Here is a 16,120-nt window from a genome sequence, read left to right as displayed (position 1 = left end):
CGGTGACACCGTACCGAACGGCCGTCAGCGATCGTGCCGCCGGTTTCACGCCGACCGACCGATTCGTGCATTTCCTGGAGTCGTCATGCGAACTATCGATCCGGGCCTGGCCATACGGGTTTTCGATTATTCGGACAATCCGCGGGAGCTGCTGCGAGAAATCAGCGAGCCCCTGTTGCACCTGAAAGGCTCGCAGCAGCTCCCCGTGGTCCATGTGCGCCGAGGCTGGCTGCACGGCTCACACCTCCTCCTGATCCTCCGCCCTTACGGCGAACGGGCCGTCGACGCGAGCGAGTTCGTCGCCACCGCGACCGCACTGGCCGCCGCCCGCGGCGCGAGCGCCCCGGACCAGGAGACCTACCTGCGCCGCGCGCAGGAACTCGCCCGCTGGGAGAACGTCCGGGACGAGCTGCTTCCCTGTCATCCGCAGGGCACCGTGATCGCCGGACCGCACCGGCCGCGCGCCGATTCCCCGGCGCTCTCCCAGGCCGTCGACCAGATCATGGGACGCTTCCTCGAACCGGCGCTCGGCTCGCTGGCCGTCCCCGAGGCCGACCTGCTGCCGCACCTCGCGCAGGTCCTCGCGCTGCTCGCCCGCACCCACCCGCGCGGCATCAGCGCCGGCGCGCTGCCGTACCGCTCGCACGCCGAGGGTGCCGCCTCGGTCACCGGGAAGCACACCGACCTCAGATCCGCCTTCGCCGCACGCTACCTGAGTGATCGTCAGGTCTTCCTCGATGCCCTCCAGGCACCCGTGCAGAGCGACACCCTGCGGTCCTGGGAACGGGCCATGCAGTACGCCTGGGGAGTGGCCGAGGCCCACACCGCCGGCCAGGCCGTCGACGACCGTGTCCTGCAGGGCGCGGCCGGCGGCGGGGACTGGGAGCACCCGCTCGGCACCCCGGTCCGCAGCGACTTCATCGGCGAGATCCTGGACGGCGGCATGCTGCGCAAGCCCTCCTACCGCCACATCGCGCACCGGATCGTGCTGAACGTCCTCTACGCCGGTCTGACCTGCTTCGGCATCACCCCGATGCAGCGGTACTACCTCTGCTACGGACTGAGCGAGGGGACCGACGAGTTGACCGGTGTGTCGTCCATCGAGCGGGTGCGAGCCTTCAGCAGGGAGCTGGCGTGACCAAGTCCTGGAACCTGGCCGACACACCCATGTACCGGGTGAATCCCACCCCGGGTCTGCGCCTGGGCGGCGACCGGCTCGGTACCGTCCTGCGGGCCCTGTTCACCGCACACCGGGACTGCCGGTCGCTGGCCGACGAGGTCTGCGAGGAGCTCTACCAGCTCGCCGGGGTCGCCGTCGGCCGCGAACGCCACCGCCTGCTGCGGCTCAAGCGCGCCGTCTTCAACGACCGCGCCCCGGACGCCGCCGACCTGCGGGACAGCTGGCAGACGCCGCTCCCGCCGGCCGTCACCGCCTGGCTGGCCGCCAGCGAACGCGGCCAACTCGCCCGTACCGCACTGGAGGCGGGTCTGCCGGGCTTCCTCGCCGAGGAGCGTGAACGGCTCGCCCAGGCGGTCGGCTCCGAGCCCTTCCAGCTTTCGCTGGCCCTCAACTCCCCCCAGGTGCTCGACGCGGCCCAACGCTACCGCGCCTCGCCGGGAGCGCTGACCGCCCGTCAGCGCAAGTCCGAGCGCGGACTGCTCCAGCACCTCGCACGCGCCCTGCTGCGGGTCAGTCCGCTGTCCCGGCTCACCGCCGTCGGCTTCGCCGATTGGTCCGAGGACGGCCGCCGCCTCGACGAGGCCGCCTTCGACCGCCGACGCGCCCACTCCGTACTCACTCCCGACCGGGCGCTCCTCTCCAGCCTGGTCAACGGCATCGCGGCCCCGCCCCGCCCGGGTGAACTCCCCGCCGTCGTCCAGCGCAACGCGATGCTCCGGCGGGAGGGCACCCGCATCCGCTTCCAGCACGTCGCGGGCGGCCGACGGCGCACCCTGGCGGCCGAGCTCAACGAGCAGCTGACCACCGTACTGAAGCTCACCGTCCTCGGCCCGCTGCCGGTCGACCTGCTGACCGCCGAACTCGCCCGCCGGTTCGCGGTTCCCGAGCCGGATGCCGCCCGACTGGTCACCGCCGCCGTCGACGCGCAGATCCTGGTGGCCGCCCCGGTCCTCGACGAGCAGGCCGCCGACCCGCTGCCGCCCGCCGAGAAGCTGCTCGCCGAGCACCACCCGGAGGCAGCCGCGACGGTCGCCGCGGTCGCCGCCGACCTCGACCTGATGGCCCGGGACTCGGTCGGCGGACGCCGGGCCGCCCTCAACAGGATCCGCACCGCCGAGACCGCGCTCAACGAGCTCAGCACCTGCCCCGCCAAGCTCCAGGTCAACGAGGACTACCTGCTGGAACCCGGCGCCGTCTCGCCCGAGGGCTACCGCGCCGCCCTGGTCGACCTCGGCCGGGTGACCGCCTTCCAGAGCCTCTTCGACCGGCATCACGAGATCCGCGCCCTGCTCACCCGGGCCTTCACCGACCGCTTCGGCGCCGGCGCCCGGGTCGACCTGCTCGACCACGCCGACGAACTGGTCACCCTGGTCCGCAGCCGGGAACTCTCGCTCACCCGGGCCGACGCCGAGGAGTGGGGCCCCGCCGACGGTTCGCTGTCCGAGCTGCGCCGCCGGCGCGCCGCCGCCCTCGGCGTCGTCGCCGACCGGCTCCGCGAGGCCGGCGACGACGCCGAGGTCTCGGTGGACCCCGGCCTGCTCGCCTCGCTCGCGGACGGCCTGCCCGAACGCTTCCGGCTCCCCGCCGCGTCGTACGGCCTGCTGGTCCAGCCCGCCGACGGCCGGCTGGTGCTGAACGCCTGCTACACCGGGCACGGCCAGCTGGCCACCCGCTTCCTCGGCGCTCAGGCCGAGCTCGGCAGTGACGTCGCGTCCCGGATCGCCCGCCGGATCCAGCACCGGTTCGGCTCCGACGGCGTCCGGCTGGTCGAGGACCACGGACTGCACCGGGCCAACATCAACCACCGGATGCGGCTGCTGGACGAGACCTTCACTCCGGGGGACTGGCTCGGAGTCACGCTGGCCCACGACCCGGGCGCCGACCGGCTCGGTCTGCTCGACCGGGACGGGCAGCCGATCCGGGTGATGTCGCTGGGCATGAAGTGGGTCGAACTCCAGCCCCCGCCGCTCACCCTGGCCGTCTGGCTGTACGACACGGGCCGGGTCGCCTTCGATCCGATCGGGCAACTGCACACCCAGCGACGCGACCTCGACGGCAGCACCGTCCGCTACCCCCGGCTGGTCGCCGGGGACGTGGTGCTGCAGCGCCGCCGCTGGTACCCGGGGGACGACCTGCCGTCCGTGACGGCCGGCGAGCCGGAGGACGAGGCCGCCCACCTGATCGCCATGACGCGCTGGCGGGCCACTCACGACGTACCCGAGGAGATCGTCATGAAGACCCCGCTCGGCATGCCGGCCGGCCAGAGGCTGTCCGGCGACGCCGCCGCCGCGGCGCTCACCCGCTACCTCAAGACACGCAGCCGGGAGAAGCCCCAGTACCTGGACCTGGGCAGCGCGCTGATGGTGCGGGTGCTGCCGAAGTTCCTGGAACGCCGGAGCGCCGGGTTCTTCGAGGAGGCCCTGCCCGGGGTACGCGGCGGGTTCACGGCCGGCGAGTGGCTGCTGGAGTACGACCTGGTGCACGGCCCGGGGTCCGAGCAGCCGCAGGCCGCGTCCGCCGGGGAGCGCGAGTGAGGGTCAAACTGCGCCCCGGTACGCACTTCGCACCCGTCCGGCAGGGCGTGCACGTCGCCCGGGACGGCGAGTCCTTCGTCCTCTCGGGGCCGCCGACGCTGTACACCGTCCTGGACAGTCGGCTGGCGGAACTCAGCGACGGCACGGACGTCGACGCCCTCGTCGCGGCCTTCGGGAGCGAGTCCGCCCGCCCGGTCCTCGACCGGATCCTGCGCACCCTGGTGGACCGGGACGTCCTGCTCGACCTGGACGCGCTGACCACCCCGGCACCCGACGGGGCCACCGCGGCCCGCTACGCCGAGACGCTCGCCTACCTGGAAGCCCACAGCCCGGACCCCTACGGGGACTTCGCGCGGCTCCGGGGCGCGCGGGTGCGCGTGCTGGGGAGCGGACCCGCCGCCGAGACGGCGGCGCGGTCGCTGCGGCGCCACGGGGTGGCGGACACGGCCGCCTTCTCCGACGGCTCCGAACCGGTGGATCCGGGCTGGGCGGTGCTGATCGCGGATCACGAGCACCCGTCCGGCCCACCCGCGACACTGCCGCCCGGCACCCGGGTGGTCGCCGTGCACGCCGGGGAGCACGTGGCCCTGGTGGCCGAGCTGGACAACGCCACCGGGACGACCGCCTTCGAAGCGGCCGTCCACCGCGCGGCGGCCTGGGTGGCCGGGGACCCCGAGGCCGGTGCGCCGCGCCCGCTCAGCGCGGTCCTGGCCGGAGCGCTGGCGGCCCGCGCCGTCCTGGCCGGCCTCACCGATCTCGACCGGTCCCCCCAGAGGGCCACGGTGATCCACGGCCGTCAGCTCCGGGCCACCCGCATTCCCCTCCCGGACGACCCTGCTGCGCAGGACGGGCCGACCGGTGACGGTGTCCCGGCTGCGGCCGGGCTCCCGTCGGCACCCGCAGGGTCACCCGGGACGTCCGGGGACGGCGAAGGACTCGGCGTCCCCGTGCTGCCGACGGAGGACGTCGATCCGCCGGGGACCGAGGAACTACTGGCGGCCTGGACTCCGCTGACGACCCGTTGGACCGGGCTGGTGCGGCGCGGGCGTGACCTGGACCTGGACCAGCTGCCGTTCTCCCTGGAGACCGTAGAACTGCTCACCGGTCCGGCCCCCGCCCGGGCCGCCGGGTGGGGGCCGGACCGTGCGGCCGCCGGCGTCGGCGCGCTGTTGGCCGCGGCGCGCCGGCTGGCCGGGCCCGATGGCGCCGCCGGGGCGACCGAGGGCCGCTGGCTGCTCGACGGCGTGCTGCGTCAGCTCGGCGCCGAACTGCTGCTCGGCGGTCCGGGCGACCGGCTCGGATGGGACGGACTCGGCAGCGCCGAAGGCCGGACGCTGCTCGGCCTCCTGGAGTCCTGGTTCGGCCGCACGGTGGAACTGACGCATCGCCGGTGTCCGGTGCTCGACTGGTCGTTGGTGACGGTCACGGAGCAGGACGGGACGGTGACCGCGACCGAATGGGGCGAGACCCCGGCCACCGCGACCCGGTCGGCCCTCGCCGCCGCCGTCGCCCGTGCCCAGGCCGACCCCGAGGTACGCGGGCTGCTCGCCGAACAGCCGGTCGGCACCAGCGTGTTGGAGACCTGCTCGGTGACCGCGGTGCGGCTGGCCCTGAGCCGCCTCGGCACCGAACCGGCCGTCCGGGGCCGTACCGTCCGCGCCCGGCGACTGACCCACGACCCGGTCACCGGACAACTCCCGCTCCACTGCGGGCCGGTGCGGCTCTCATGACCGAGGACACCACGGTGGCAAAAACCCCCGGACAGCCGTCGGCGACCGGGCCCCGGATCGGCCCCGGTGCGCCGGGCTCCTGGGACTGGCGGACCTGGGCCGAGCAACTGGACGGCTGCGTGCTGACCGCCCATGGCGAGCTTGATCTGGACTGGGAACACCGGGCGATGGCCGCCGCCCGTGCCACCGGCAAGGATCTGCTGTCCGTCCGGATCGGCGCCGCCGAGATCCAGATCGGACCACGCTGGACCCCGGACGGTGCCCTGGCCTGCCCGGGCTGCGCCGCCGCCGCCGACACCTACCGCCGCTGGGACCCCGAGAAGCGCCCCGAGAGCGACCGGCGCGAACGCGAGCAGGCGGCCGCCCACCGGAGCGAACCCGACGCGCGCACCCCCGCCCCCGGTCGGACGGTCCCCGTGCCGCCGTGGCTGGAGGCGGTGGTCGGTGCGGTGCTCACGGCGGAGGCCGCGCCCGGGCCGGGTGAGCTGGTGGTCGTCTCGCGGACCGGCGTGGTCGCCCGGCACCGGGTGATGCGGACCTTCCGATGCCGCCTGTGCGGGGGCGGCCCGCCGCTGCTGGCCTCGGCCGCCGACGGGCCGCCGGCCCTGCCACGGCCGGTGCCGCGTCCGACCACGGCCGAGGTACCGACCCGGCAGAGTTCGGCGCCCTTCGGGATGGACCCGGACCGGATGCGGGCCGCGTTCGCGGATCCCCGCTTCGGCCCGGTGGTGCGGATCACCCGCTACTCGTCGGGCAGCTTCCCGGTGAGCGAGGTCGACGTACTGGCGGGGACACCGTCCGGTCTCGGCAGGGGGATGCGGTTCCGCGAGGCCGAGGCCGTCGGCATGTACGAGGCGATGGAGCGTCAGGCCGGCTACCCGCACGCGGCGACCGTCGTCCCCGACGTGCCCCACCGGGAGCTCGGTGCTCTCGCGCTCGACCCGGCGACCCTCGGCGGCTACACCGACCGCCAACTCGCCTCCCCGCTGAGCAAGGTGCGGCGGTACACCGAGGACACCCCGCTGGACTGGGTGTGGGCCCGGCCACTGACCGGCGGCGAACCCCGCCTGGTCCCGGCCGAGATCGGCTTCTACCGGTACGGCTACCGCATCAGGGCGGCGGAGGGGGAGAGCCGGCGCGGCGCCTTCCTGGAATCCTCCAGCGGCTGCGCCCTCGGCGGCGGCTTCGAGGAGGCGGCCTTGCACTCGCTGCTCGAACTCGCCGAGCGGGACGCCTTCCTGCAGGCCTGGCACCTCGCCCGCCCGCTGCCCGCCGTCGATCCGGCCACCGTCCGCGACCGCCAGTCGCGGCTGCTGCTCAGGACGGCCGAGAAGCACGGCTACGACGTCCACCTGCTGGTCGCCACCGCCGACATCCCGGTGCCCGCGGTCTGGGCGCTGGCGGTGCGGCGCGACGGGGGTCTGCCGGCCAGCTTCAGCACGGCCGGCTGCCACCCGGATCCCGAGCAGGCGGTGCGCTCGGCGCTGTGGGAGCTGGCCCAGTTGGTGACGGGCGGGCTGAACTGGGATCCGAAGCCGCTGGAGCCGCTGATCGACGACCCCTGGCAGGTGGAGGAGTTGGCGCAGCACTGGCGCCGCTACACGTTCCCCGAACTGCTGCCCCGGGTCGAACGGGTGCTCGGCGGCCCGGTGCTGCCGCTGGCGGACGCCTTCGGCGGCTGGCCGCGGCCGTTGATCCGCGCGGCGGGCGGTGACGTGACCGGCGCGCTGGAGTACGTGCTCGACCTCTACCGGGCGGCCGGGCTCGGCACCGTGCTGGCTGTCGAGCAGTCCACCCCCGATCACTCCGCGCTCGGCATGTCGGTGGTCAAGTGCGTGGTGCCCGGCATCCTGCCGATGTGCTTCGGGCAGGCACACCAACGCCTGTCCGGCCTCGACCGGTTGCTCTCGCGGCTCGACGCGGATCCGGCCGACCTGCCCCTCGACCCCCACCCCTTCCCATGACCGCATCCGCATCCGCATCCGCAGCCACCCGACCCGGTGCGCCGGCCCTGGCCGATGTCCGCCGCTTCGCCTTCCGGCAGGGCCCCGGCAAGGGGCACCTCGGCGAACAGCACCTGGTGGACGACGGGGTCCCCACCACCAGCGCCCTGCCGCCCCGGTGGGCCCGCTCGTCCACCGGCGTGCCGCTGCCGCTCGGCACCCACGAGCTGCTGGCCGCCACCTCGTACCCCGGGCCCTGCGAGCCCGGGACCGTCGCGGCGCCGGCCCCGCGCGACCGGCTCGGGCACCTGCTGACCACCGCCTTCGGCCTGCAGCGCCGCGAGCCCTCGCACCGCTACGCCGACCACCGTTCGGTCGCCTCCGGGCGGGCGAAGTACCCGGTGCACGCCTTCCTCGCCCAGGGGTCGGCGGTCCGCTATCTCGACGTGTACCGGCACGCGCTGGTGGACGTGACGCCGCCCGAGGAAGCGGCCGCGATGACGGGGGACGGGACATCGGTGCTGCTGGCCGCCCGCTACAGCGACCTGCCCGCCGCCTACGGCCGGATGCGGTACGCCGTCACCGAGGTCGAACTCGGGCTCGGCCTGCGGTCGTTGTGCGTGGCGGCGGACCTGCTCGGGGTGGAGGCCCGGCTCGCGCTGGACGGCGGGAGCACCGCCGAGGCCGAGGCCGTGGTCCGCTCGGCCGGTCCCGGCACCTGGTCCGCCCCGCTGGCCGTCCGGCTCGGCGGCCTCGGCCCGGTCGGGCCGAGCACGGTGCTGCCCAGCCCGGCCGGCAGCGAGTCGGACCACCGCGACTCCCTGCTGGAGCCGGACGATCCGTCGGTCCGGGACATGGCCGCCGTCAGTGCCCTGCGTCACGGCCTGCCGTCAGGGCCGCCGCCACCGGCCCGTGGGCTGCCCGAGGACGGCCCGGCCGGCGGCACCGACTGGGCGGAGGTCCTGTGGAACCGCACCTCCGGCCGGATGCCGGACCGGTTGTACGGCTTCGCGCTGCGGCCCGCCGAGGTCTCCGCCGACAGCCTCGCCGATCTGCTGGCGTGGGCCGACCGGCCCCCGCCGGACCGTCTGCTGGCCGAGGTCGCCGACCGGGTCCGACTGAGCGTGGCGCTGCAACGGGTCGGCGGTCTGCCGACCGGCGTCCACCGAGTCGAGGGCAGGGAACTGACGCCCGGTCCGGTCCGGCCCAGGATCATGGCCGCGCTCCAGCCCGGATTCGCCCAGCAGCCCTCGCCGAACACCGACTCCGGGATGCGCCACGCGGCGATGGTCTGGGTCCACTCCGTCGACGTCGACGCGCTGCTCGACGACTTCGGTCCATCGGCCCTCGGCCTGCTCCAGCTGTGCCTGGGCTGGAGCGTGCACGGCCTCTGCCTGGCGGCGGCCGCGCACGGACTGGTCGCCCGCCCGGCGCGCTCCTTCGTCGAGTACCACGTGCAGCCCCTGCTCGGCCTACGCCGCGAGGAGACCCCGGTGTTCATGACCGTCTGCGGGACGTCCCGCTTCACCGAACCGATGCTGGACCTGCGCACATGAGGACACCCGACGCCCAGGGCCGATGGCGCAGCTGGCACCTGCACGCGGACTCGCTGCGACCCGCCGCGCTGGAGAATCTGCTGCTCCGAGCCGTGGTTCCGGTGGTCGAGGAGCACGCGGCCGGTCAGGGGCCGGGCGACCCGCCGCGGCCCTGGTTCTTCATCCGCTACTGGCAGGGCGGTCCGCATCTGCGACTGCGGATCGCCGGCCTGGGCGGTCCGGCGGCCACCCGGATCACCGCAGAGCTGGCCGCCCGGACGGACGCCGTCAACGCCGAGCTGCCGCCCGAGGACCGGATCACCGCCGCCTCGTACCGGCAGGCCGCACGGCCGCTCGCCGACCTCGGCGAGGGCGGTCACGCACTCGACCTCGGCGAGTTGCTGCCGCCGGGTGTCCACCCGGCGGTGTACGAGCCGGAGATCCGGCGCTACGGCGGCCCCGGACAGATGGCGCTCAGCGAGGAGTTGTTCCACGCCTCCAGCGTGGTGGCACTGCGCGCCTGCCGGGCCCGCCCGGGACACGGCCGCAACGTCGCGGACGGGCTGGAGGCGATGGCCGCGACCCTGTCGGCCTGGCCCGGCGACCGGCCGGCACTGCTGCGCGCGGTGCGGGACGGCTGGGCGGAGTGGTCCGGCCGGCCGGGCCGGGGAGAAGCCGCCGAACGCATCGCCCGCGGCGTCGCCGAGCAGGCCGACCGGCTGCGAGCGAGCGCGGGGGCACTGGCCGCCCTGGCCGACGGCGCCCCGTCCCGCTGGAGCGCCTGGACGACCAGGCTCCGGCCGGCCGCCGAACTGTGGACCGAGTCCCACGGCACCCCCGGCGCCGGCCGGATCCTCGGCTCCCAACTCCACATGACCCAGAACCGGCTGGGCGTCGGCGTGGGCCGCGAGGGAATGATGGCCGCGATCCTGCTGGACCTCCTCCAGCAGCACGGCGGTGCGTCGTGACGCAACGTCGCCCGAGTGGGCGTACGGTGATCGAACTCGTCGACGTACACAAGTACTTCGGCGAGGTCACGGCGGTCAACGGCCTGAACCTGCGGGTCGAGGCCGGCGAGGTGGTCGCCTTCCTCGGGCCGAACGGCGCGGGCAAGTCCACCACCATCGACCTGCTGCTGGGCCTGGCCAGGCCCGACTCGGGCACCGTCCGGGTCTGCGGCCGCCTCCCCGTGGACGCGGTCCGGCACGGCCTGGTGGCCGCCGCGCTGCAGAGCGGCGGCCTGCTGCGCGACTTCACGGTCGCCGAGACCGTCCGGTACGTCTCCTCCGTGTACCCGACGGCCAGACCGGTCGACCAGGTGCTGGAAGTGGCCGGGCTGACGTCGATCGCCGGACGACGGGTCGGCAAGTGTTCCGGCGGCGAGCAGCAACGGCTCCGCTTCGCGCTGGCCCTGCTGCCGGAACCGCAGTTGCTGGTTCTCGACGAGCCGACCACCGGTATGGACGTCGAGGCCCGGCAGGACTTCTGGAAGGCGGTCCGCCGCGACGCGGAACGCGGCCGGGCCGTGCTGTTCGCCACCCACTACCTCGACGAGGCCGATGCACACGCCGACCGGATCGTGGTCGTACGGGAAGGCGCCGTGGTGGCCGACGGCCCGGCGGCGAAGATCAAGAACCTGGCGACCGGCCGCCAGATCCGGGTGCTCTGGCCCGGAGCCGAGCCGGCGACCGTCCGAGCCCTGTCCGGCGTGGACTCCGCGGAGGTGCACGGCGATTCGGTCATGCTGCGCACCCGCGACTCCGACCGGGTCGCCCGCCATCTGCTGAACCACACCGCCGCCCGAGACCTGGAGATCACCGCCACCCTGGAGTCGGCCTTCGTGGCACTGACCGGCCGCGGCTCCTCCCGGTCGCCCGCCGGCGCCACCGAGCCCGGCCCCGAGGAGCGCGGATGACCCCCGCCACGGCCGACCCCGAGGCCCCCGCCCGCCCGCCGTACGGCGGATTCAACACCGTGGCCCTGCGACTGGAGGCGCGACGGGTGCTGCGCAACCGGCGCACCCTGGTCTTCGCCCTGGGAATGCCCGCACTGTTCTTCCTCTCCTTCGGCCTGCCGCAGGCCGGACAGGCCGCAGGAGAGACGGGGGTGCGCCAGCTCACCATGATCAACATGGCGGTCTACGGCTCGATGCTCGCCGCCACCTCCTGCGGCGCCGCCGTCGCGATCGAGCGAAGCCTCGGCTGGACCAGGCAACTGCGCATCACGCCGCTGCTCCCGCTCGCCCACCTCGCGATCAAGGTGCTGACCGCGATGCTGCTCGGACTGCTGTCGGTGGCCGTGGAGTTCGCCCTCGGCGCGGCCTCCGGAGTGCGGGCCCCGCTGCGGGTCTGGCTGCTCTCCGGCCTGATCGCCTGGCTCGGCTCCTCGGTCTTCGCCGCCCTCGGCCTCTTCGCGGGATTCGTGCTGCCCTCCGAGAACGTCATGCAGTTCGTCGGCCCCGCACTGGCACTGCTCGCCCTGTGCGGCGGCCTGTTCGTCCCGCTGCCCTTCCTGCCGGAGTCGGTCCGCTCCTTTGCCGAGTTCACCCCCGGCTACGGAGTCGGCCAACTCGCCCGCTTCCCCCTCACCGGCGGCCCGGTCGGCGGGGCACTGGCCAACCTCACGGTCTGGGCGACGGTCTTCCTCGCGGGAGCCGCCTGGCTGTACCGCCGCGACCCGGCCCGGTAGCCGGCCGGCGGCACGGTCGGACGCGGCCGGGCCGGCCCGCCCACTGCCATCGGCCGCACGGTCGCCGGCTTGTCCGGGCTTGACCCGGTCGGGACCTGCGGTCATCGGCCGGCAGAGGGCGGAGAGTGCGCGCATCAATAAACCGCACGGCGCAACTCGACCGGGTCAAGGTGCGCTTCACCCCGGTCAAGTGCGCCGGTCCCCAACTGGTCCCCAGAGCACAGACACCAAGGCGGCACGTGGACGTCCCGGGTGATGGGTGCCGCTTCGGCGATTCCGAACGCGTGGAAGAGTTCATCCGCCAGCACCGACGCTGTCTGTACGATTCCGGTGCCGCCGTCGGCGAGGTCGTCCAGCAGTGCTGCCGCCCGACTATCGGCGTAGGCGCAGAACTGTGTGCTGAGTGCCACTCGCCAGCCGCCGGCGGGACTGACGTCGTCGATACGGAACGGCATCAGCGGGCGCATGTTCGGCGTGGGCGGGATCCGGACGTGCGTGCCGCGGACTTCGATGCATCGGCCGCGCGCCGGCTGCACGCGCTCACCGAGGAGTTCCTGGCCCGGCGCCGAGGGTCAGTCGGCGGCGTAGGCCCGCAGGAAGGTGTCGACGGCAGCCTCGGCCAGCGCGCGCATCTCGGCCATGGTCACTTTGCGGGTGCCCAGCCGGGAGCGGGTCTCGAGCGGGCCGGTGATGAGGGCGAGCAGTTGCTCGGCCGCCAGGGCGGGGTCACAGGGGCGCAGGTGCCCGGAGAGGGTGAGCCGGGCGAGCCGGTCGGCCATCGCCTCGGCGATGCGCACGGACGTACAGCCCTGGACCACCGTGATGAGGTCGGGGAAGCGGGCCACCTGGGCGTAGGTCAGCCAGCGCAAGGAGCGGGAGCGGCGGTCGCAACAGGAGCGGACGAGTTGGTAGGCGACGCCGTCGAGCGTCACCCGCAGGTCGTCCCCGGGTGTGCGCATGCGGTCCAGGACGGCGATGTTGCCGTCCATGACGGCGTGCGCGGCGGCCGTGAGGGTGGCCCTGAAGAGGGTCTCCTTGTCGGTGAAGTGGTTGTAGACCGTCGGCTTGGCCACACCCGCCCGCTCGGCGATCTCCTGCACCAGCGCCTGGACATAGCCGTGCTCGGCGAAGACGTCGAAGGCCGCGTCGAGGATGGCCTGCCGCTTGTCGATGCGCCCGCGCGGGGCCGTCCGTGCTGCCGTTTCCGCTGCTGATGCCATGCGCCCAGCGTATCCGGCGAGGGCCGGAACTGTACCAACTGTTTCAGTCTCCTGAACCAGCATGTTTCTATCCCGATGAGATTGGTAAATTGAACTCGCTGGTTCACTATTGAACCCGCAGGTTCAGTTGCAGCGACTCCGTCGGGAGACGAGATGACCACCCCTCAGGAAGACAAACTCGACCCGGCCTTACGGCGGTTGATCGGCGTGATCCTCATCGGCGGGATCATGGGCATCCTCGACGGCTCCATGACCGCCGTGGCCGTAGACACTCTCTCCACCCGCTTCGACGCCTCACTGAGCACCACCGGCTGGGTCTCGACCGGCTATCTGCTGGCGCTCACCGTCACCATCCCCGTCACCGCGTGGGCCGTGGAGCGGGTCGGCGGCAGGCGGCTGTGGCTGTCCGGCCTGGTGCTCTTCATGGCCGGCTCGATCGCCTCGGGGCTCGCCTGGGACATCGACAGCCTGATCCTCTTCCGCGTCGCGCAGGGCGTCGGCGCCGGGATCCTCGATCCGCTGATGCTCACGCTGCTCGCCCGTGCGGCCGGCCCCACGCAGGTCGGACGGGTGATGGGCGTGATGGGCATCGTCGGCTCCACCGGGCCCGTGCTCGGGCCGATCGTCGGCGGGGTCATCCTGCAAGGCCTCGACTGGCGCTGGATGTTCTTCGTCAACGTGCCGATCGTGGTCGTCGCCTTCGTCCTGGCCCGGCGTACCCTGCCGGCCGAATCGCCGGAGGCTCGCGGTGCCGTCGACCGGCTCGACATCCTGGGCGTCGCGCTGATCGGCCCCGGCGTCGCCTCCGGCGTGCTCGCGCTGTCGGAGGTGGCCCAGCGCGGCTCCTTCGCCACCTGGCAGGTGCTGCTGCCGCTGGCCCTCGCCGTCGCCCTGCTCGCAGGGTACGCCGCTCACGCGCTGCGCGCCCGCCGGACGCCGCCGCTGATCGACCTGCGGCTGTTCACCCGGCGCAGCTTCACCGCGAGCGTCGTCGCGGCGGCCGTGCTGGGGCTCGCCACCTTCGCGAGCATCTTCGTGATCCCGCTCTACTACCAACAGGTGCGCGGCTACGGCGTGTTCGAGTCCGGGCTGCGGCTGGCGCCCTTCGGCGTGGGCTCCGCGCTGGTGATGCCGCTCGCCGGGCGGCTGTCCGACCGGTGGGGCTCGCGCAACCTGGCCCTCACCGGCGCGGCCGTCGCCCTGCTCAGCTCGCTGGCGTTCAGCCGTTTCGACGCGCAGACCGGCGGACTCTGGCCGCTGCTGGCCGCGTTCACCCTGGGCATCGGCACCGGTTCGGCCGGGGCACCGGTGATCGGATCGGTCTACCGGACGCTGCCCGGACATCTCGTCCCGCAGGGCAGCTCCGTGCTCTACATGCTGAACCAGCTGGGCGCGTCGATCGGCATCGCGGTGGTCGCGCTGCTGATGCAGAACGCCGGTGACGATCCCCGGTCCGGTTTCCACCTCGCCTACCTCGCCGTGGCGGTGGGACTGCTCGTCATGCTCGTCGCCAGTCTGTTCATCCCCGGACGCGTCGTCGCGACCGCGGAGCAGCCGGCCGTGGAGCCGGAGGCGGAACGGCCCGCCGTGCGCGCCGGGTCCCAGGAGAACGTCAACTGATAGTGGAGGAAAGGAAGTCGTGAAAGAGGTGATGGCCTTGTCCGAGCAGTGGATGTCCGAGCAGTGGATCGACATCCTGCTGGCTCCGGAGCGCGACCGGCTGACCGTGGCGGAGGTCTGTCGCCGCCACGGCATCTCCCGCAAGACGTTCTACGTCTACCTCGCCCGTTTCCGCACCGAGGGAGCCGACGGGCTCGCACCGCGCTCACGGCGGCCCAAGAACTCCCCGGCCCGTACGGCGGGTGAGATCGAGTCGCTCGTCGTGCAGATCCGCGACGCGCAGCCGCGGTGGGGAGCCCGCCGCATCCACAACGAACTGGTGCGGCGCGCCGTGGTCGGTGTACCGGCCGTGTCCACCGTGCACGCCATCCTGCGCCGGCGCGGGCGGCTGCCCGAGAAGGTGACCGGCTGAGGAACACACGGGGGCGGGGCATCCCCAGGGACGCCCCGCCCCCCGTCGTACGGTCGTCCGCTACCAGGTCACCGGCAGCCGGGCCACCCCGAAGACCAGCGCGTCGTCGCGGTACTCGACGGCGTCGAAGTCCACGGCGAGACGCAGTCCGGGCAGGCGGCGCAGCAGGGCCGGCAGCGCGATCTGCAGTTCCAGCCGGGCGAGTTGCTGCCCGATGCGCTGATGGGCGCCGAACCCGAACGCCAGATGGGCCACCGTCTTGCGCCGCACGTCGAGCCGGCCGGGCTCGTCGGCCACCAAGCCGGTGTCGTGGTGGGCGGCGAGTGTCGAGAGCAGGACCCGCTCCCCCGCCTTGACCGGCCGCCCCCCGAGTTCGAGGTCGCTGTCGGCCTGGCGGACCAGGGGCGGGGCCACCGCCAGCAGCCGCAGCAGTTCCTCGACGGCGCCGGTCGCGGCGCTCTCGTCGTCGCGGACGACGGCGAGCTGATCGGGGTCCCGCAGCAGCGCCAGCGTGCTCAGCCCGATCATGCTGGACACGGTCTCGTGGCCGGCGACCAGGATGCTGTTGCCCATGCCGATCAGCTCGTCGTCGCTGAGCTCGCCGCCGTGCCTGCGGATCAGGTCACCGAGGATGTCGTCACCGGGCTCGGCGCGCTGACGGCGTACCAGGTCCCCCATGTAGGCGGCCATCGCGGCGAAGTTCTCCAACTGGGTCTGGAGCGAGTTGGCGACGTCGGTACCGATGGCGCTGCGACGCTGGATGCCGTCACGGTCCTCGACGGGGACACCGAGCAGTTCGCAGATGACGAGCAGCGGCACCGGCCCCGCGAACCTCTCGATCAGGTCGGCGCCGGGACCGGCCTGTTCGAGGGCGTCGAGGCGGTCGTCGACGACACGCCGGATCGCAGGTGCCAGGGAGCGCACCCGTTTGACGGTGAACGCCCCGGAGAGCATGCGCCGGTAGTGGGTGTGCTCGTCGCCGTCGTAGTTGAGCAGGATGCCGGGCTGGTTCATCACGGTGCGCGGGCCGGTGCGGTCGAAGGCGAAACCGGCCTCGTAGCGCGGGTCGGCGAGCACCTGACGCACCTCGTCGGGCCGGGTCACCAGCACGGCGTCGAACTCCCCCAGTTGCGGGTTGGACGTGCGTACCCGCGGCAGTTCGGGGTCGTCGCGCAATCGTTCGAGCACCGGGTGGGGACGGAACGGGCAGCGGTCGGGACGCCGGTTGTGGGGCATGGGCGCGGCGGCGGTCATGACT

General features: G+C 73.6%; 13 protein-coding genes. 10 read left to right on the top strand and 3 right to left on the bottom strand.

Going from position 1 to position 16,120, the window contains the following annotated elements; genetic code table 11:
* Nucleotides 1-85 precede the first annotated feature (85 nt).
* Genes OG485_RS36670 through OG485_RS36635 form a run of 8 tightly spaced genes read left to right on the top strand, consistent with a single transcriptional unit; the run spans nt 86 to nt 11,610 of the window.
* Nucleotides 86-1,138 carry a hypothetical protein gene (locus OG485_RS36670; protein WP_328672832.1) on the top strand — a complete coding sequence of 351 codons (1,053 nt, stop codon included), beginning with the start codon at nt 86-88 and terminating at the stop codon, nt 1,136-1,138.
* Nucleotides 1,135-3,714, top strand: a complete 2,580-nt coding sequence (locus OG485_RS36665; RefSeq protein ID WP_328672831.1) for a hypothetical protein — start codon at nt 1,135-1,137, stop codon at nt 3,712-3,714. Before OG485_RS36670 ends, OG485_RS36665 begins: the two co-directional genes overlap by 4 nt.
* Nucleotides 3,711-5,444, top strand: coding sequence for a hypothetical protein (locus OG485_RS36660; RefSeq protein ID WP_328672830.1), 1,734 nt, complete (start codon nt 3,711-3,713; stop codon nt 5,442-5,444). Before OG485_RS36665 ends, OG485_RS36660 begins: the two co-directional genes overlap by 4 nt.
* Entirely contained in the window at nt 5,441-7,408 is a 1,968-nt protein-coding gene (locus tag OG485_RS36655; protein WP_328672829.1) for a YcaO-like family protein, read from the top strand. Before OG485_RS36660 ends, OG485_RS36655 begins: the two co-directional genes overlap by 4 nt.
* Complete coding sequence (locus tag OG485_RS36650; RefSeq protein WP_328672828.1) at nt 7,405-8,943, top strand: hypothetical protein; 1,539 nt, start codon at nt 7,405-7,407, stop codon at nt 8,941-8,943. Before OG485_RS36655 ends, OG485_RS36650 begins: the two co-directional genes overlap by 4 nt.
* The gene (locus tag OG485_RS36645; RefSeq protein ID WP_328672827.1) at nt 8,940-9,890 is read left to right on the top strand and encodes a thiopeptide-type bacteriocin biosynthesis protein; all 951 of its coding nucleotides are present in this window, start codon (nt 8,940-8,942) and stop codon (nt 9,888-9,890) included. The genes OG485_RS36650 and OG485_RS36645 overlap by 4 nt, the downstream gene beginning before the upstream one ends.
* On the top strand, nt 9,887-10,837 hold the full coding sequence (locus tag OG485_RS36640) for an ABC transporter ATP-binding protein (protein ID WP_328672826.1): 951 nt from the start codon (nt 9,887-9,889) through the stop codon (nt 10,835-10,837). Before OG485_RS36645 ends, OG485_RS36640 begins: the two co-directional genes overlap by 4 nt.
* On the top strand, nt 10,834-11,610 hold the full coding sequence (locus OG485_RS36635) for an ABC transporter permease (protein WP_328672825.1): 777 nt from the start codon (nt 10,834-10,836) through the stop codon (nt 11,608-11,610). Before OG485_RS36640 ends, OG485_RS36635 begins: the two co-directional genes overlap by 4 nt.
* A gap of 134 nt (nt 11,611-11,744) precedes the next feature.
* Here the strand turns inward: OG485_RS36635 and OG485_RS36630 are convergent, their stop codons facing one another.
* Nucleotides 11,745-12,146, bottom strand: a complete 402-nt coding sequence (locus OG485_RS36630) for a hypothetical protein (RefSeq protein WP_328672824.1) — start codon at nt 12,144-12,146, stop codon at nt 11,745-11,747.
* A 36-nt stretch (nt 12,147-12,182) separates the two neighbouring features.
* Nucleotides 12,183-12,830, bottom strand: coding sequence for a TetR/AcrR family transcriptional regulator (locus OG485_RS36625; protein ID WP_328672823.1), 648 nt, complete (start codon nt 12,828-12,830; stop codon nt 12,183-12,185).
* A gap of 153 nt (nt 12,831-12,983) precedes the next feature.
* On the opposite strand from OG485_RS36625, the gene OG485_RS36620 reads away from it, so the two are divergent.
* Together OG485_RS36620 and OG485_RS36615 are read left to right on the top strand one after the other, a co-directional pair.
* The gene (locus OG485_RS36620; RefSeq protein ID WP_328672822.1) at nt 12,984-14,450 is read left to right on the top strand and encodes an MDR family MFS transporter; all 1,467 of its coding nucleotides are present in this window, start codon (nt 12,984-12,986) and stop codon (nt 14,448-14,450) included.
* 19 nt (nt 14,451-14,469) lie between these two features.
* Entirely contained in the window at nt 14,470-14,862 is a 393-nt protein-coding gene (locus tag OG485_RS36615) for a helix-turn-helix domain-containing protein (protein ID WP_328672821.1), read from the top strand.
* 60 nt (nt 14,863-14,922) lie between these two features.
* On the opposite strand, the gene OG485_RS36610 is transcribed toward OG485_RS36615, so the two are convergent.
* The gene (locus OG485_RS36610; RefSeq protein ID WP_328672820.1) at nt 14,923-16,116 is read right to left on the bottom strand and encodes a cytochrome P450; all 1,194 of its coding nucleotides are present in this window, start codon (nt 16,114-16,116) and stop codon (nt 14,923-14,925) included.
* Nucleotides 16,117-16,120: the final 4 nt, after the last annotated feature.

Origin of the sequence: Streptomyces sp. NBC_00328, from assembly GCF_036139655.1 — a bacterium.
Taxonomy (GTDB): domain Bacteria; phylum Actinomycetota; class Actinomycetes; order Streptomycetales; family Streptomycetaceae; genus Streptomyces.
This window is presented reverse-complemented; position numbering and strand designations above follow the sequence as displayed.